We start from the raw sequence: 15,466 nt of genomic DNA, 5'->3' as shown, positions 1-15,466 counted from the left end.
CCGCCCGACGACGCAGATCCTCTTGCGCCGCCGGGGAAAGCCGCCGCGCATCACGTACCGCAACACCCATACACGGATAACGATCACGGCACCTTTGGGTTACTGGTCAATACAACGGCACCTGGGACGACGCGCACATCGACTTCGTCAAGGACGCTCGCGCCTGGTTCCCGCAGGCCGCCGCCCAGTACGGCTTCTCCTGGGAGGCCACCAACAACTGGAGCCTGCTGAACACCGCCAACCTGGCCCAGTACAAGGTCATCATGTTCCTGGATGACGCGCCACCCACCGCCCAGCGCGCCGCGTTCCAGCAGTACATGCAGAACGGCGGCGCGTGGATGGGTTTCCACGTCAGCGCCTGGACCGACAACCCGTCGAGCTGGAGCTGGTACTACAACACCTTCCTCGGCTCCGGCTCGTTCCGGACCAACACCTGGCTTCCGACCCGGGTCACCATGCGCGTCGACAACCGCACCCACGCCGCCACCCGGAACCTGCCGGCGGCCTTCGGGTCGTCGATCAGCGAGTGGTACTCCTGGAGCAACGACCTGCGGCAGAACTCCAACATCGACATCCTGGCCTCGGTCGATCCGTCGAGCTTCCCGGTCGGCACCGACCCCAACCAGTCCTGGTACAGCGGTTACTACCCGCTGGTCTGGAGCAACCGGCAGTACAAGATGATCTACGCCAACTTCGGGCACAACAAGATGGACTACGCCACCAAGACCGGCCTGTCGTCCACCTTCGACAGCGCCCAGCAGAACAAGCTGGTGATCGACAGCCTGCACTGGCTCGCCGGCGTCGGCACGTCGCCCACGCTGACGCCCACGCCCACGCCCACCCCGACCGGCAGCGCCGGCCCGATCTCGCCGACGGCCTGGCACACCGTGGTCAACCGGGGCAGCGGCAAGTGCGTGGACGCGCGGGCCGCCGCCAGCGTGAACGGCACCGCCATCCAGCAGTACGCCTGTAACAACAGCGCCGCCCAGCAGTACCAGTTCGTCCCGACCAGCGACGGCTACCTCCGCGTCAACAACCGTAACAACAGCGCCCAGGTGCTCGACGTGACCGACCGGTCGACCGCCGACTCGGCGCCCATCCAGCTCTGGTCCTACAGCGGCGGCACCAACCAGCAGTGGCGTGCGGAGTCCGCGGGCGGCGGCTACTACCGCCTGGTCAACCGCAGCAGCGGCAAGTGCCTGGACGTGCCGGGAGCGTCCACGGCGGACAGCGTCCAGCTCATCCAGTACGCCTGCAACGGCACCGCGGCGCAGTCGTTCCGGCTGGTGCCCGTGTCGTAGCTCGGCCGGCCGCGTCTTCGCCGACATCGCCATCGGGCTGTTCCAGGTCGAGGTCGACGGGCACGTCTTCGGGCTGGTCGACTGGTCCGCGGAGTACGACGGCAACGACCACGCCGAGTTCCTCCCCGACGGCCTCGGGTTCGACCCGCCGTGGGACGGCTGCTACGACACCTGAACCGCCCTGTCCAGGCGGAGTGCCGGCGCCCCCACGCCGGAGGAGGGCACCTGCGCGTCGGACCCTTTGCTCTGCTTCAGCGGAGGAAACACCCGGTGTCCGATTATCGGACGTCAGGTGTTGCCTGGATTGAAGCAGAGCAAAGGCGGACTCGAAGGCCCTTACCCGCCGACGCGACACGCGGGACACGCGGGGACACGCGGGCGCAGTCCCGTCCTGGGCCGCTCGGGCGGCGGCGATATCCATTGCGGACTCGCCGCCCCTCCTACTCTCATCAGCGCACGGCCAACCGATCAACCCCGGAGGGAGTACGCCATGTCGCGCCGCATCCGCACCGACGCCCGTTGGTGTCTGCTCCCCGCCGGCACCCCCACGCTCGACATCACCGTTCCCTGCGCCTATTGCACTTTGCGGCACAACGGGCCGGGGTGGCGCGACTGACGCCGACGCTCACCGCGTCCGCCGGCCGCCCATCCCACCGGGATCGGGCGGCCCTTTCGTATCCGCGTACCACCGCTGAGCCGTCGCCGGCCGACGCATGATCGATATTGGTCACCGCACGACCGAAGGAGACCACCATGGGATTCACCCCGCTCGCCGGCACCCGGGCGCCGGTCCGGGTCTGGACGGACCCGTACGCCATCGAGCCGCAGGCCGCGAAGCAGCTGCGCAACATCGGCGCGCTGCCCTGGGTGCAGGGCGTCGCCGTCATGCCGGACGTGCACTTCGGCAAGGGCGTCACCGTCGGCTCGGTGATCGCCATGCGACAGGCCGTCTCGCCGGCAGCCGTCGGCGTCGACATCGGCTGCGGCATGCCGGTCGGCTGCGTGAAGGGCTGACGGGGGTGCGCGCGGGGCGGGAGCACCGGCCCGGTCAGTGATCGGCGCCGCTGCCCCAGGTGGCTGAGCACCTGGGAGACCTGCCACTCGCTGGCCCCGAGGGCTGGCGCAGGTCGTCCTCCTTGAGGTCGCGCACGAGCGCGGCAAGCTCCTCGTGGCCCGCCCGTAGCGCGTGGATTATCTGGTCGGCAGGCGTGGACATGGTGTCTTCTCAACGGATCTTCGACGATGGTCGGGACGCTACCGGACGGTGTGCGCCGGCTGGCCGCACCTGGTGTGCGCCGACCGGTCCGCACCCGGGTCGGGAGCGGACCGGGCGGCGGCACCCGGTTCAGCCCATGTGCACGGCGTTGCCGGCCGGGATGTCCTCCTTGCGCACCTTCACCAGGACCAGGGTGACCAGCCCGGCGAGCACGATGAGGACCGCGCCCCAGGCGAACGCGACGCGGTAGCCGTGCACCAGCGCCTCCACCTGGGTGACCGGGTTCGGCGCCCGGCCGACCAAGTACGCGGCGACCGCGCTGGTGTAGAAGGTGTTCAGCAGCGCGGTGCCGAGCGAGCCACCGACCTGCTGGGTGGCGTTGAGGGTCGCGCTGGCCGCGCCGGCGTCGTGCTCCGGTACCCCGACCAGGGCGAGGCTGGACAGCGGGACGAAGGTGAAGCCCAGCCCCAGGCCCAGGATGACCTGCGCGGGCAGCAGGTGGGTGAGGAACGGGGTGTCCACGTCGATCTGGGTCAGCACCACCATGCCGAGGGCGGCGAGCACCGCTCCGGCGACCATCAGCGGCTTGGCGCCCAGTCGCGGCATGAGCTGGCTGGCGCCACCCGCGGCGATCAGCACACCGGCGGTGACCGGCAGCGACGCGAGACCGGCCTCCAGGGGCTTGTACTGCAACACCACCTGGAAGTAGAAGGTCAGGAACAGGAACGCCCCGAACAGTCCCGCGCCGATCAGCGTCGAGGTGAGGTACGCCCCGCCCCGGTTGCGGTCCAGGATGATCCGCAGCGGCAGCAGCGGGTGGTCGGTGCGCAGCTCGATCACCACGAAGGCGGCCAGCAGCACCACACCGGCGGCGATGAACCCGAGCGTCGCGGTGGCGTCCCAACCGTCCTCGGCGGCCTTGGTGAAGCCGTACACGAGGGAGACCAGACCGGCGGTGACGACGACCGCGCCGGGCACGTCGTAGCGGGTGTTGCCGTGGGCCCGGCTCTCCGGCACGAGCGGGAGGGCGAAGGCGATCGCGGTGGCGGCGATCGGGATGTTGACCAGCAGGCACCAGCGCCAGTCGGCGTACTCGGTCAGCGCGCCGCCGAGCAGCAGCCCGACCGCGGACCCACCACCGGCGATCGCGCCGTACACGGCGAAGGCCTTGGCGCGCTCCGTGGCCTCGGTGAACAGCACCGTGAGCAGCGCCAGCGCGGCCGGCGCGAGCAGCGCGCCGAAGGCACCCTGCAACGCGCGGGCGGCGAAGAGCATCCCACCGGTGGTGGCCAGACCGCCCAGGGCGGAGGCCAGCGCGAAACCGGTCATGCCGACCAGGAAGGTGCGCTTGCGCCCCCAGTAGTCGGCGATCCGGCCGCCGAGCAGGAGCAGACCGCCGAAGGCCAGCGTGTAGGCGGTGATCACCCACTGCCGGTTCGCGTCGGTGATACCCAGGTCGGCCTGCGCCTGGGGGAGCGCGATGTTCACGATGGTGGCGTCGAGGACGACCATCAGCTGGGAGACCGCGATGACCGCCAGCGCGATCCAGCGCCGCGGGTGCGGCGCGCCTGTCGACGTCTCGGCGCCGGGTGCGCCGGGGGCGGTCGAGATGGTTCCGGGCATGGGTGAAGCCTTCCGTGGTGCGGATGTTGATGGATCAGGCCTGGGACGGGCGGTCGTGCCGGTAGCGGAGAACCGGGATCAGCACCTGGTCGACGACCTGCGTGAGGAACGCGTCGTCGGCAGGCAGGCCGTGCGCGACCAGTCGGGACATGAGGAGCGCGGGCGCCAGGTCGTGGAACAGTTCCCGTTCGCCGGCCTCCGGGGGGATCTCCCCGCGGGCGGCGGCGCGGACGAGGATGGCGGTGCTGGCCACCCGCCCGGCGGGCAGCACCTGGTGGCGTACCAGACGTTCCAGCTCCGGGCTGGTCCGCATGGCGAAGGTCAGGGCCTGCATCAGGTCACAGTCGGCCACGCAGATGGCGGCGGTGGCGCGGAGTAGCTCGATCAGGTCACCCCGCAGCGAGCCGGTGTCCGGCGGGTTGAGCACGCCCACCTGGCGGTCGCTCAGGGCGGCGACGACCAGCTCGGCCTTGCCGTCCCACCGCCGGTAGATGGTGGCCTTGCTCACGTGCGCGCGGGCGGCGACGCCGTCGATGGTCATCCGGTCGTAGCCGACCTCGCGCAGCAGGTCGATCACCACGCTGAACAGGTCGGTGGTCGTGCACCGGGCCGCCCGGGCGGCCGGCACCCCGACGCCCGTGCTCACCTGCTGACCATCCAGCACCAAAGCCCCCCGTGAAACGATGTCGTACCGACCATAGTTCGCTAGTAGCGGTTCGCGCAGGGTTTTATGAGGTGCGTCGCATCGCAGGTTCGAAACGGTCACGTTTCCCGGTCAGCTCCCGTGCGGCGCGAGGAGGACCGGCACGGTCACGGCGTTGATCCGGGCGCCGTCGCGGGCCGACACCTCGTACACCTCGATCGTGCCGTGCTGCTCCCGGGCCGTGCGCCACGTGACCGTCACCCGGTAGGCACCCCGGCAGCCGCTCCCGCAGCTCGCCACGCCGAAGCCGGCGGCCACCTGACGGCCGTCGGCGTCCAGCACCCGGACGCTCACCGTGGCCTCGAACACGTCCGCCGTGCCGGTGACGGTGAGGGGGGCGGTGACCCGGTCGCCGACGCTGGGGCCGGTGACCACGATCGGCGCGAGCAGACCCGGATAGTCGGCCCGACCGACCGGTACGCCGCCGGGAAAGCGGACCTGTCGGACGGTGGGGAACTGGGTGAGCGTCCACACCACCTGCGCCTCGCGCAGCCGTCGCCGGTCCGCCGGCTCGTCGCCGGGCGGGACGGGACCGAGCGTCGCCACGCTGTCGGCGATCCGGGTGACCTCGACGCCGGTCGGCAAGAAGGTGACCATCCCCGTGGCGGCCTCGGCCGGTGTCGGCCCGGCGGACAGCTCGCGCAGGGCGAGCCCGGACGTCGCGACGGTGGACGGCCGGGTGCGCCGGGTGGGAACGAGCCGGCCCGAGCGGACGTACCACAGCTCGATCGTCACCGCGTCCGGCCGGCGCGTCCCGGTGACCGTCGGCGTCGACGGACGCGGCGGGGTGTCGGTGCCCGACGGCGACGGCGGAGTCGGCGACGGCGGAATCGGCACGGGCGTCGAGCCGCCGGTGGGCGCGCGGGTCGGCGGCGGTGCGGTGGGCGCCGCGCCCAGGACGCCGGAGCGGGGGGTGCCGCAGCCGGCGAGGAGGAGCGTGGCGCCGAGCACCGCGACACCCGCCGCGCGCCATCCGTCACGCCCGTTCACGCTGGTCCCGTCGCCCCGGCTCATCCCGCACCCCCTCCCGCGCGCCCTCGTCGGGGCGGGTCGGGCCCGGCACGCCGCCAGGGTTGTGCGCGGGCAGCTCCAGGCGGAACCGCGTGCCGACGCCCGGCGCGCTGCGGACGCTCAGCACCCCGCCGAGCAGGGCCGCGTGTTCCCGGGCGATCGCCAGGCCGAGGCCGCTGCCCGGCGCGGAGCGTGACATGTCGACCTTGTGGAACCGGTCGAACACGAGCGGCAGGTGCGCGGCCGGGATGCCGGGCCCGCGGTCGGACACCTCGAAGGCCACCATCGGGCCCGCCGCGGTCACGCTCGCGGAGATCTCGCCGCCGCCGTGCTCGACCGCGTTGGCGACCAGGTTGGCCAGGACGCGCTCCAGGTGGCGAGGGTCCGTGCGCAGCGCGACGGGATCGCCACGGACCAGCACCCGGTCCGACCAGCCACGCGCCGCGACGATCGTGCGCAGCAGCGCCGGCGCGTCCACCGGCTCCATGTTCGGGCGCTCCTGCCCGGCGTCCAGCCGCGAGATCTCCATCAGGTCCTCGACCAGGCGGCGCAGCCGGACCACGTCCCCGACCAGCAGCCGCGCCGCCGGCCGGGCGTCGTCGGGCAGCCGGTCGAGCTGCTCGCGCAGCAGCGAGGCCGCCGCCACCAGGGCGGTCAGCGGGGTACGCAGCTCGTGCGCGACGTCGGAGGTGAACCGCCGCTCCCGCGCCTGCGCGGCCGACAGGGCGGCGATCTTCGCTTCCAGCGCCTCGGCCATCTCGTTGAACGACGCCGCCCAGACGCTGAACTCGTCCCGCCCGCGTACCGGCAGACGGGTGGCGAGCAGCCCCTCGGTGAGCGCCCGGGCGGCGCGACTGGCCCGACCCACCGGCTCCAGGGCGCGGCGGGCCAGGAGACGGCCCACCCCGGCGGCGACCAGGACGACGACCACCCAGCCGGCCAACAGTGCGGCGCGCACCTGATTCAGGTCGGCCGCGATGTCGTCCTCCACGGTGATCACGTACAGCTCGGCTGTCGAGCCGGGGATACGGCCGCCGACCACCAGCAGGCGGGGCCGCTGCGCCGGCGTCGAACGCTGGAACGCGAGCTGTCCGTCAGCGACCGAGGCCCGCAGCCGGGCTCCCAGGGCGGGGGCGTACGCGGGGTGGGAGGGCCGGATCGTGCCGTCGACGAGGACGACGTGCCGGCCGCTGCCCTCGAAGCTGGTGAGCAGCTCGGTGCCGCGCTGCTCGGTCAACGGCAGGAACTGTCCGGCGAGCACGAGCTGGTAGCGGGCGTCGGCGGCGGCCTGGCGCAGCGAGGCGTCCAACCAGGACTGCCGCAGCAGCAGCCCGGTCCCTCCGGCGAGCAGACCGGCGGACACCCCGGCGACCAGCACGAACGCGATCGTCAGCCGACGCCGCAGTCGGCCGGGCGCCACCGCGCGTGCGGCCATCGCCGACCTCCCGTCAGCCGGTGGACAGTTTGTAGCCCGCGCCGCGCACCGTGCGGATGCGCCGGGGGTGCGCCGGGTCGTCCTCGACCTTGGCGCGCAACCGCTGCACCGCCACGTCGACGAGCCGCGAGTCACCCAGGAAGCGGTGGTTCCACACCAGGTCCAGCAGCAGCTCCCGGGTGAAGACCTGGCCGGGGCGTCGGGCCAGCTCCAGCAGGAGCCGGAACTCGGTGGCGGTCAGCTCCACCACCCGGCCATCGCGGCGTACGGTGAAACCGCCCGGGTCGATCTCCAGGCCGCCAATCGTGATGGTGCGTGACGGCGTCGGCGCGCTGGCCCGCCGCAGCACCGAGCGGACCCGGGCCACCAGCTCCGGCAGGTCGAAGGGCTTGCGGAGGTAGTCGTCCGCGCCGCACTCCAGGCCGACCACCACATCGAGCGTGTCGGTGCGGGCGGTCAGCATGAGGATCGGCACCTGGCTCGTCCGTCGGATCTCCCGGCAGACCTCCAGGCCGTCCAGCCCGGGCAGCATGACGTCCAGCACGATCAGGTCGACCGGGTGGGCTCGCCAGGTCACCAGTGCCTGCCGCCCGTCGACGGCGGTGTCCACCCGGAAGCCGGCGCGGCGCAGGCCGAGGGCGGTGACCTCCCGGATGGAGACGTCGTCCTCGACCACCAGTACGCGGCCCTCCATCAGTCGAGGGTAGACCCGCGGCCACGGTGCGTAACCCTGGCGGAACGGTCGTCATCGGAGGCCGGTCGGGTCCTCAGCCCCGCGCCGTCCACGGGCTACGGTCAGGTGCCTTCGGCACCCCCCTCACACGAAAGGGCACGACGTGCAACGTCATGGCTGCGTGATTCGACTCCGCCCCGAGCAGCGGGAAACCTACCTGCGGTTACACGCCGCCGTCTGGCCGAGCGTCGAGCAGACGCTGCGCGAGGCGAACTTCCGCAACTACACCATCTTCCTCCACGACGACCTGCCACGGTCAGCTTCGCGACGAGTTGTCCACGACACCGGCCCGCTACGTGGAGAACATCCGATTCGACCTGGCCGGGGCGCTGCTGGACCAGAACCACACCGCGACGCAGGCCGCCACGCTCGCCGGCTTCCCCAGCTACGAGAGCATGCGATGGATCTTCGCCCGGAAGCTGTCGATCAGCCCCGCCGCCTACCAACGGCGGTTCGGTACGACCCGTCGCGCCCAGGCGGACGAGGGCCCGTCACGACGCTGAGGTCCGGTCGCCGGGCCGTCCGCCCCTGGGGCAGCCGGCCCGGCGGATCGCCGAGCCGGCCAGCTCACCACTGGTGGGCGACGTCGAGCACGATCCGGCTGTGGGTGCCCGGACCGGCCAGCACGACGGTGCGGAACGGCAGCCGGGCCCGTACCCCGACCGCGAAGGTGGTGTAGCCCTCGAAGCTGCCGCCGAAGACCACGTCGCGCAGCGTCGGGTAGCGCAGCAGGTTCGTGACGTGTGCGCCGACCGCGTAGGGCACCGTGCCGAGGTGGTCGTCGTCGTACGCCGGGGCCCGCAGGGAGACCCGCAGCAGCGCGCCTCCGGCGGTGTACGGCGAGAGCGCGAGCCCCTCGCCCTCGGTCCAGGTCTCGCCGTAGCCGACCGCGTAACCGTCGACCGGGCCGGAGAACTCGAACACCACCCTGTCGTAGCAGTCCTGCCGGCCCGTCCGCACCTCGACAAGCGGGGCGTCGCTCAGCGTGCCCGCCGACTTCTCCGCACTGCCCCAGGTGATCCCGCAGTACGCCGCCTCGGCCGCGCTGCCCGCCCGGGTCGCGCTGCCCGCCGCACTGCTGGTGCCGACCGCGCTGCTGGTGCCGGTGTTGCCGAGCAGTCCGGCGAGGACGACCGCCATCGCGGTCAGTGCGCTCCTCATCTTCATCCTCATCGTCGTTCTCCGTTCGGTGTCCCGGGGCCACGTCGCGGCGGCCCTGCCGGTGACCCTCTGCCGCCACCGTCGTCCCGTCCGGACACAGGCACCTCGCCGCGGCGTAACCGCTGGGTAACAGCCGTCGCCCCCGCCGTAATCAGCGTCAGCCGCAGCACGGCGTGGCGTGGCACCCCACGCGATCCCACATTGCGATACGGTGCCTCGCATCGGCACATCGGAGGTGGATGCATGCCTGCCGTCGTCGTCCTCGCGCTGACCCTCGCCCTCGCGCCCGCGCCCGCGCCGTCGGTGTCTGTCACCCCCGGTCCGATCGGCGAACTGGTCGGCGGTGTCGGCCGGATCGTCGGCGACCTGCTGGGCGGCGACGGTACGCCGACCCCGACCCCGACCCCGACCCCGACGCCGACCCCGACGGGCACCCGCGCCCCGACCACCGGGTCGAGCCGACCATCGACGACCGGGCCGTCCAGACCGTCGACGCCCGGCGCACCCCCCGCGCACCCCGCGCCCGCCGGGTCGCGAGCCGGTGTCCGGGCGGAGGCCACCCCCGACCGCCCCGGCAGCGGCGCAGGCACCGACGACCGCGATGCGGCCGTGCCCCTGCGCGGCGGTGACGCCAAGGCACCGGTCGTGGCGCCGTCGCTCGCCGACCCCGTCCGCGATGGCTGGCCGCCCGTGTCCTACCTGCTGGTCGCGATGCTCCTGGTCGTGCTGGCGGCGCTGCTGCTGCGCCGCCGTGGTGACGCCGCTCCCGCCGCCGCTCCCGCCGCCGCTCCCGCCGCCGCTCCCGCACCGATGCCCGACCCCGCACCCACGCCCGACCCCGATTCTGATCCCGACCCCGGGCCGGAGAATGTCCGTCGTCTGCCGACGAGCCTCAACGCCGTCTACGAACTGGGTCGGCTGGACGAGCGACTCGAGCAGGAGCGCCGCCGCCGACCCTGACGCGGGGTCGCGGGCCGGGGCTCAGTGCGCCGGGTACGCGCCCTCGCGTCGTGGGATCGCGTCGTCGTACGCCCCGGACGGGCCGCGGTAGCGGACCGTGCCGTTCGGGTACGGCCACGCGCTGGCTCGGCAGCCGTGCAGGCCCAACGTCTGCTGCTGCATCACCGGCGCCGGCTGGCCCTGCCCCGGGCAGCGTTCGTGGCCGAATCCGAGCCTGTGCCCGACCTCGTGGTTGACCATGTACTGCCGGTAGGTGGCCAGGCTCGCGCCGTAGTTCGGCACGCCCGAGACCCAGCGCGCCACGTTGAGGACCACCTTGGCCCCGTTGCGACAGGACGTGTAGCCGTCCGGTACGTCCTGGCAGAGGGCGTCGCGGGTGTCGGGGGTCGCCAGGTAGATGGTGAAGTCCGCCGACTCGCCAGCGCCCACCCGACGCAGCCGCCATGTCCCGCCCGCCGTCCACCCGCGGGGGTCGTTCAACGTCGCGGAAATCTCGGTGGCGATGTCACCCACCGGAAGACCGCGGATGTCGCGTTCCACGGCGACCCGGTAGCGGAGCAGGGTGCCGCTGTCTCCGCTGCCACCCGTCGTTTCGGCCGCGGCCATCGACCAGCGGTTACCGCCGGTGGCGGGGTAGCTGACCGGGCGGCTGGACGTGCTGCTGGGGCGGAGGATACCGACGCCGGTCGGCCGGTTCGAGGCCGTGGCGTGGCCACCGGGTCGCGGTCCGGTGGTGGGTCCTCCGGTGGCGGGCTGCCCGGCCGCTGGTCCTGTGCATCCGGTGAGCAGCGCCACTACCAGCAGTGACGCCGCCGAGGCAGGAAGCCACCGGTGGGTACCCTTGGTCGACATGTCTCTCCCCTCGCGCGTCGCGTCACGTTACGGCGGCGCAAAGGAGAAGACGGGTGCGGGCGGCGAAAAGTTGAAGTGACCCCGGTCTCAACTTCTTGTCGGCCTGTCCCGTCTGAAATGGTGTGGCACGGGGGTGGGGCGCGGTGGCGCGCGGTGATGCGGAGTTCGTCGAGTTCGCGCGGGCGTCGTCGGCGCGACTGGTGCACGCCGCGTTCCTGATGACCGGCGACCACCACCAGGCCGAGGATGCCGCGCAGACCGCGCTGGTCCGCACGTACGCGTCGTGGTCGCGGATCCACGACGACGACGCCTATGGGTACGCGCGTCGCACCCTGGTCAACCACCTCGTGGACCGGTGGCGACGGCCAATGCGGGAGTACCCGACCGACGAGGTGCCGGAGCAGCGCCGCGGGGACCTCGCCGACGAGGTGGCCACCCGGCGCTGGCTGGTCGCCATCCTCGGCGCGCTGAGCCCTCGGGAGCGGGCCATCGTCGTGCTGCGGTACTACTTCGACCTGCCGGAGGCGCAGGTGGCTCGGGAACTCGCCGTGTCCGTGGGCACCGTCAAGAGCACCAGCTCGCGAGCCCTGGGGAAGCTGCGGGCCGCAGCGCCGCGCGCCGCCGGCGTGGAGGCGCGCCGATGAGCGAGCTGGATCGCCTCCGCGAGGCCATGCGGGCGACCGAGCGCCCCGACGCCGTCCTCGACCTGGCCAGCGTCATGCGCGAGGGACGGCGGCTGCGTACCCGTCGGCGGATCACCGGGGCGGCGGCGACGGTCGCGGCCGGGCTGGTAGCCGTCACCGCGGTGGTGGTCGACCCGACCGGGTCGCACGAACGGTCGCCGACCGAGCCCCCGCCGCTCGTCGCCGTCGCCCCGCCCTCGGGCGGCGGCACGCCGATGGCGACATCGGAGGAGCCGACGCCACCGCCCACGAAGGTTCGTGGCGTGCCAGGTCCGAAGCCCCTGGGTCAGGTGATCGACTCCGGGATAGGGCACGGCACCGACCGGAGGGTCTACTTCGTCGTCGCGGTGATGGTCCCGGGGGCGCCCAGGGTGACCATCGGATTGGCCGCCGGTCGCCGTGCCGCAGACGGAACGGTGAGCACGGACATCCTGGTCAACGACGTCGAGGGCGCCGACCGCAGCCCCGGGTTCCACCAGATCGGGTACGACGAGAGCGAGTCGGTCTTTCCGGTGCCCACCTTCGGCTACTTCGTCGGCCCGGCGGCGCGGATCATCGGTACCGTCGACGGTCGGCAGGTCGACGCCACGGTGGCGCGATGGAGTCTCGACAAGCAGGTCGTGATCTTCTGGTTCGATCCGGCCACGCTTACGCCGGGGGCCCGGCTGGACGGCATCGTCGCCCACGACAGCGCGGGTCGCCGGCTCTGAGCCTTGGACAGCCGTAGCCCACGTCATGCCACGATCAAGGCGTGAGTACCGCCGAATCTGGCGTGAGTGCTTGACCCAATCTCCCTCCGACTTCGCCAGGACATGGCTGCTGGTGAGCTTCCCGGCCTGACCGCAGAGGTTCCATGGGTGATTGCCGTTGCGCCGTGCTGCGCCCGAGGTTGTGGAGCCCTCATGGTCATCCTCAGTCTTCCGGCTACCCACGCTGAGCCGGTCGCCCCGGGTTTAGCTCAGCCGGCGTTCGATGGTCACGGTCGTCCCCTCGCCCGTGGAGACCAGCCGTACGTCGCCGTAGGCGTTCATCAGCAGCGCGCCCCGACCCCGGTCCATGGCCGGTCGGCGGTCCCGCCAGGTGCCGAAGTCGCGTACCGAGATCCGGACCAGCGCGCCACCCACCTGGAGCCGGACCCGCACCTCGGGCCGGCGGGGCCGTTGCGCGTGCTCGACGGCGTTGTTCATCGCCTCGGAGGCGGCGAGCAGCAGATCCTCCACCACGTCCGCGTCGACGTCCAGGTCGTCCAAGGCCAGCCGGACGTGTTGGCGCATGACGGCCGCCGAGGTGGGCACGGACGGGTACGTCCACTGCGTGTCCAGCCTGTCGCCGATGCCGTCGTCGGACGTGTCGGCGACCGGCACGCCGGCCGTGTCGCCGGCAACCGGATCGGCGACGCGATCCACGGGTGGCGCGTTCCAGCCCGACTCGGCCCCGGCGGGCGTCGGCTGGGCCGCGACCGGTGTCGGCTCGGCGTCGGCCGGTGCGGGGGCGTGGTCGCCGGACACCTGGGTGCGGGCGCGGCGGATGGCGGTCCGGATCCGGGCGATCAGCTCGGCGGCGGCGAACGGCTTCACCAGGTAGTCGTCGGCGCCGAGGCTCAGACCGGCCACGCTGGCGTCCTCGCCCGCCCGCGCGGAGAGCACCAGCACCGGCAGCGCCCGGGTGTCGGGGTCGGCGCGCAACCGGCGGACGAGGTCGAAGCCGTCCAGCACCGGCATCATGACGTCGGTGAGCACGAGGTCCGGTGGCTCCCGGTGGATCGCGTCGAGGGCCTGCAGACCGTCGGTGACCGACCGCACCCGCCAGCCCTGACCGGCGAGCAGCCGACTCAGGTACGCGCGCATGTCGCTGTTGTCGTCGGCCACCAGGATGCGGGCCCCGACCAGCTCGTCGGCGGCCGGGCCCGGCGCGGCCGCAGGCTCGGCGACGTCGCCGGCCGGGTCGGTCAGCCAGCCCACTGCCTCCTGGCCGGCGGCGCGTGCCGCGTCGCCCCGCCCCTCGCCGGGCGGGCCGGTCGTGGCCGTGCGTCGCGCCGCCGACCAGGGCAGGGCCACGGTGAAGGTGGTGCCGGCACCCACTCGGCTGGCCACCCGGACCTCACCCCCCTCCAGCCGGGCCAGCTCGTGGACCAGGGCCAGGCCGATCCCGGTGCCCTCGTGGCTGCGCGACCGTGCGCCCTGCACCCGATGGAAGCGCTCGAAGAGCTTCGGCAGGTCGGCCTCGGCGATCCCGATGCCGGTGTCGGCGACGGTGAGGCGTACCTCGTCGTGGTCGGCGTCCACGGCGATGCGGATGCGACCGATGAACGTGTACTTGAGGGCGTTCGACAGCAGGTTGGTGACGATTCGCTCCCAGTTGACCGGGTCGACGGTGACCGGGTGGGGCAGGGGCGGGCAGTCGACGTCCAGCGTCAGGCCGGCCCGCTCGACGGCGGCGCGGAAGACGCTGGCCAGCTCGGCGGTGAGGGCGGGCAGGTCGACCTCGTGGGCGTCGCTGCGAGCCCGTCCGGCCTCCAGGCTGGAGAAGGTGAGCAGGCTGTTGACCAGGGTCAACAGGCGGGTCGCGTTGCGCCAGGCGGTCTCCGCCCGCTCCCGCTGCGGGGGTGCCAGCGGCGCTGCGGTGTCGGCGAGTGCGTCGGCGAGCGGCCCGAGCATGAGGGTCAACGGGGTACGGAATTCGTGGCTGACGTTGGTGAAGAAGGCGGTCTTCACCCGGTCCAGCTCGGCCAGCGTCTCGGCCCGGCGTCGCTCCCGCTCGTACTCCTGGGCGTTGCGCACCGCCGCGGACACCTGCTGCGTCAGCAGTTGGTAGAAGGAGCGGTACGCCTCGTCCAGCGCCCGGTTGGGGCTGACGCCGACCAGCAGGACGCCGAGCGGCTGGTCCTCGGCGGCCGAGGGCAGCGGCAGGGCCAGCGCGGCGCGGGTGGGATCGCCCCACGGGCCGGCGGGCAGCGACAGCCGGTCGGCGACGCCGGTCACGTCGGCGGGTCGACCCGACGCCGCCTCCGGTAGCGCCCAGGCGCGGGCCGTCGGGCTCGGGTCGGCCAGGTCGACGACGGACGGCAGCGTCCCGGTGACGATGGCGTGGGGCGGCTCTCCGCCCGCGCAGGCGATCCGGCGCAGGGCCGCGCCGTCGCGTAGGTAGATCGCGGCGAAGGGTACGTCCAGCGGGTGGCCGCCGATCGCGTCGATCAGCCGGGAGCACGTCGCGTCGACGTCGACGGTGCGCCCGTCGCCGCGCAGCGACAGGTCACGCAGCAGCCGCAGCCGCCGTTCGCCGACGACCTGCTCGGTGACCTCGCTGCACACCGTCAGCACGCCGACCGTGCGGCCGTCGTCGTCGCGGGCCGGGGCGTGCGAGACGCTGAAGTACGCCTCCTCGCGGTAGCCGGCGCGCTCCAGCAGGAGCTGGAGGGCGGGTACCCAACTGGCCACGCCGGTCGCCATGGCCCGCTCGATCAGGGGGGCGAGGACGTCCCAGCCCTCGGCCAGGGTCACCCGCACGTCGCCACCCAGGGCGGCGGGGTGCTTGTCGCCGATCAGCGCGGAGTACGCGTCGTTGTAGAGCTGGGAGAAGCGCTCGCCCCAGAGCAGCAGCATGGGGTAGCGGGAGGAGAGCACCACCCGTACGGCGGATCGCAGGCTCTGTGTCCAGCCGGACACCGCGCCGAGCGGTGTGTCGGCCCAGTCCAGCTCTGCCATCAGCCGGCCGGTGTCACCGCCGTCGTCGAACAGGTCGGTGCGGGGTCGTGTCACGCTCGCCCCGGCCTCATCGCTAGCCCCCCG

General features: G+C 72.9%; 13 protein-coding genes and 2 pseudogenes. 7 read left to right on the top strand and 8 right to left on the bottom strand.

The genetic code is table 11. The features are described 5' to 3' along the window. Positions 1-137: 137 nt before the first annotated feature. Both ACLQ24_RS16240 and ACLQ24_RS16235 read left to right on the top strand, forming a co-directional pair. The gene (locus tag ACLQ24_RS16240) at positions 138-1,301 is read left to right on the top strand and encodes an RICIN domain-containing protein (RefSeq protein ID WP_425892485.1); all 1,164 of its coding nucleotides are present in this window, start codon (positions 138-140) and stop codon (positions 1,299-1,301) included. Positions 1,302-2,054: 753 nt separating this feature from the next. Next, positions 2,055-2,291, top strand: a pseudogene (locus tag ACLQ24_RS16235) (RtcB family protein); the annotation flags it as partial. 355 nt (positions 2,292-2,646) lie between these two features. Here ACLQ24_RS16235 and ACLQ24_RS16230 read toward each other — a convergent pair. From ACLQ24_RS16230 to ACLQ24_RS16210, 5 genes are all read right to left on the bottom strand, one after another. Next, a complete protein-coding gene (locus ACLQ24_RS16230) occupies positions 2,647-4,140 on the bottom strand; it encodes an MFS transporter (RefSeq protein WP_425892476.1) in 1,494 nt (497 codons plus the stop codon). Between the two features lie 34 nt (positions 4,141-4,174). Further along, positions 4,175-4,786, bottom strand: coding sequence for a TetR/AcrR family transcriptional regulator (locus ACLQ24_RS16225; RefSeq protein WP_425892474.1), 612 nt, complete (start codon positions 4,784-4,786; stop codon positions 4,175-4,177). A gap of 129 nt (positions 4,787-4,915) precedes the next feature. Next, a complete protein-coding gene (locus ACLQ24_RS16220) occupies positions 4,916-5,857 on the bottom strand; it encodes a Gmad2 immunoglobulin-like domain-containing protein (protein ID WP_425892472.1) in 942 nt (313 codons plus the stop codon). Further along, positions 5,820-7,289: a sensor histidine kinase gene (locus ACLQ24_RS16215; RefSeq protein ID WP_425892470.1), complete on the bottom strand. Its 1,470-nt coding sequence runs from the start codon at positions 7,287-7,289 to the stop codon at positions 5,820-5,822. The genes ACLQ24_RS16220 and ACLQ24_RS16215 overlap by 38 nt, the downstream gene beginning before the upstream one ends. Positions 7,290-7,302: 13 nt before the next feature. Then, a complete protein-coding gene (locus ACLQ24_RS16210; RefSeq protein WP_425892468.1) occupies positions 7,303-7,983 on the bottom strand; it encodes a response regulator in 681 nt (226 codons plus the stop codon). Between the two features lie 142 nt (positions 7,984-8,125). On the opposite strand from ACLQ24_RS16210, the pseudogene ACLQ24_RS16205 reads away from it, so the two are divergent. Together ACLQ24_RS16205 and ACLQ24_RS16200 are read left to right on the top strand one after the other, a co-directional pair. After that, a pseudogene (locus ACLQ24_RS16205) lies at positions 8,126-8,206 on the top strand (L-rhamnose mutarotase); the annotation flags it as partial. A gap of 88 nt (positions 8,207-8,294) precedes the next feature. Further along, entirely contained in the window at positions 8,295-8,525 is a 231-nt protein-coding gene (locus tag ACLQ24_RS16200; protein WP_425892466.1) for a helix-turn-helix domain-containing protein, read from the top strand. Positions 8,526-8,589: 64 nt separating this feature from the next. Here the strand turns inward: ACLQ24_RS16200 and ACLQ24_RS16195 are convergent, their stop codons facing one another. Further along, a complete protein-coding gene (locus ACLQ24_RS16195) occupies positions 8,590-9,189 on the bottom strand; it encodes an AMIN-like domain-containing (lipo)protein (RefSeq protein WP_425892484.1) in 600 nt (199 codons plus the stop codon). Positions 9,190-9,426: 237 nt separating this feature from the next. On the opposite strand from ACLQ24_RS16195, the gene ACLQ24_RS16190 reads away from it, so the two are divergent. Next, positions 9,427-10,143, top strand: a complete 717-nt coding sequence (locus ACLQ24_RS16190; RefSeq protein ID WP_425892465.1) for a hypothetical protein — start codon at positions 9,427-9,429, stop codon at positions 10,141-10,143. Between the two features lie 21 nt (positions 10,144-10,164). Here the strand turns inward: ACLQ24_RS16190 and ACLQ24_RS16185 are convergent, their stop codons facing one another. Next, positions 10,165-10,995: a DUF3152 domain-containing protein gene (locus tag ACLQ24_RS16185; protein WP_425892463.1), complete on the bottom strand. Its 831-nt coding sequence runs from the start codon at positions 10,993-10,995 to the stop codon at positions 10,165-10,167. 143 nt (positions 10,996-11,138) lie between these two features. Here ACLQ24_RS16185 and ACLQ24_RS16180 point away from each other — a divergent pair, with 143 nt between their 5' ends. Together ACLQ24_RS16180 and ACLQ24_RS16175 are read left to right on the top strand one after the other, a co-directional pair. Further along, positions 11,139-11,639 carry a SigE family RNA polymerase sigma factor gene (locus ACLQ24_RS16180; RefSeq protein ID WP_425892462.1) on the top strand — a complete coding sequence of 167 codons (501 nt, stop codon included), beginning with the start codon at positions 11,139-11,141 and terminating at the stop codon, positions 11,637-11,639. Next, entirely contained in the window at positions 11,636-12,388 is a 753-nt protein-coding gene (locus ACLQ24_RS16175) for a hypothetical protein (protein ID WP_425892460.1), read from the top strand. Before ACLQ24_RS16180 ends, ACLQ24_RS16175 begins: the two co-directional genes overlap by 4 nt. Before the next feature lie 243 nt (positions 12,389-12,631). On the opposite strand, the gene ACLQ24_RS16170 is transcribed toward ACLQ24_RS16175, so the two are convergent. After that, the gene (locus ACLQ24_RS16170; protein WP_425892459.1) at positions 12,632-15,436 is read right to left on the bottom strand and encodes an ATP-binding protein; all 2,805 of its coding nucleotides are present in this window, start codon (positions 15,434-15,436) and stop codon (positions 12,632-12,634) included. Between the last annotated feature and the right edge of the window lie 30 nt (positions 15,437-15,466).

The organism is Micromonospora sp. DT4 (assembly GCF_049841675.1).
Taxonomy (GTDB): domain Bacteria; phylum Actinomycetota; class Actinomycetes; order Mycobacteriales; family Micromonosporaceae; genus Micromonospora.
The sequence above is the reverse complement of the archived record's forward strand: the minus strand, read 5'-3'. Positions and strand labels throughout refer to the sequence as shown.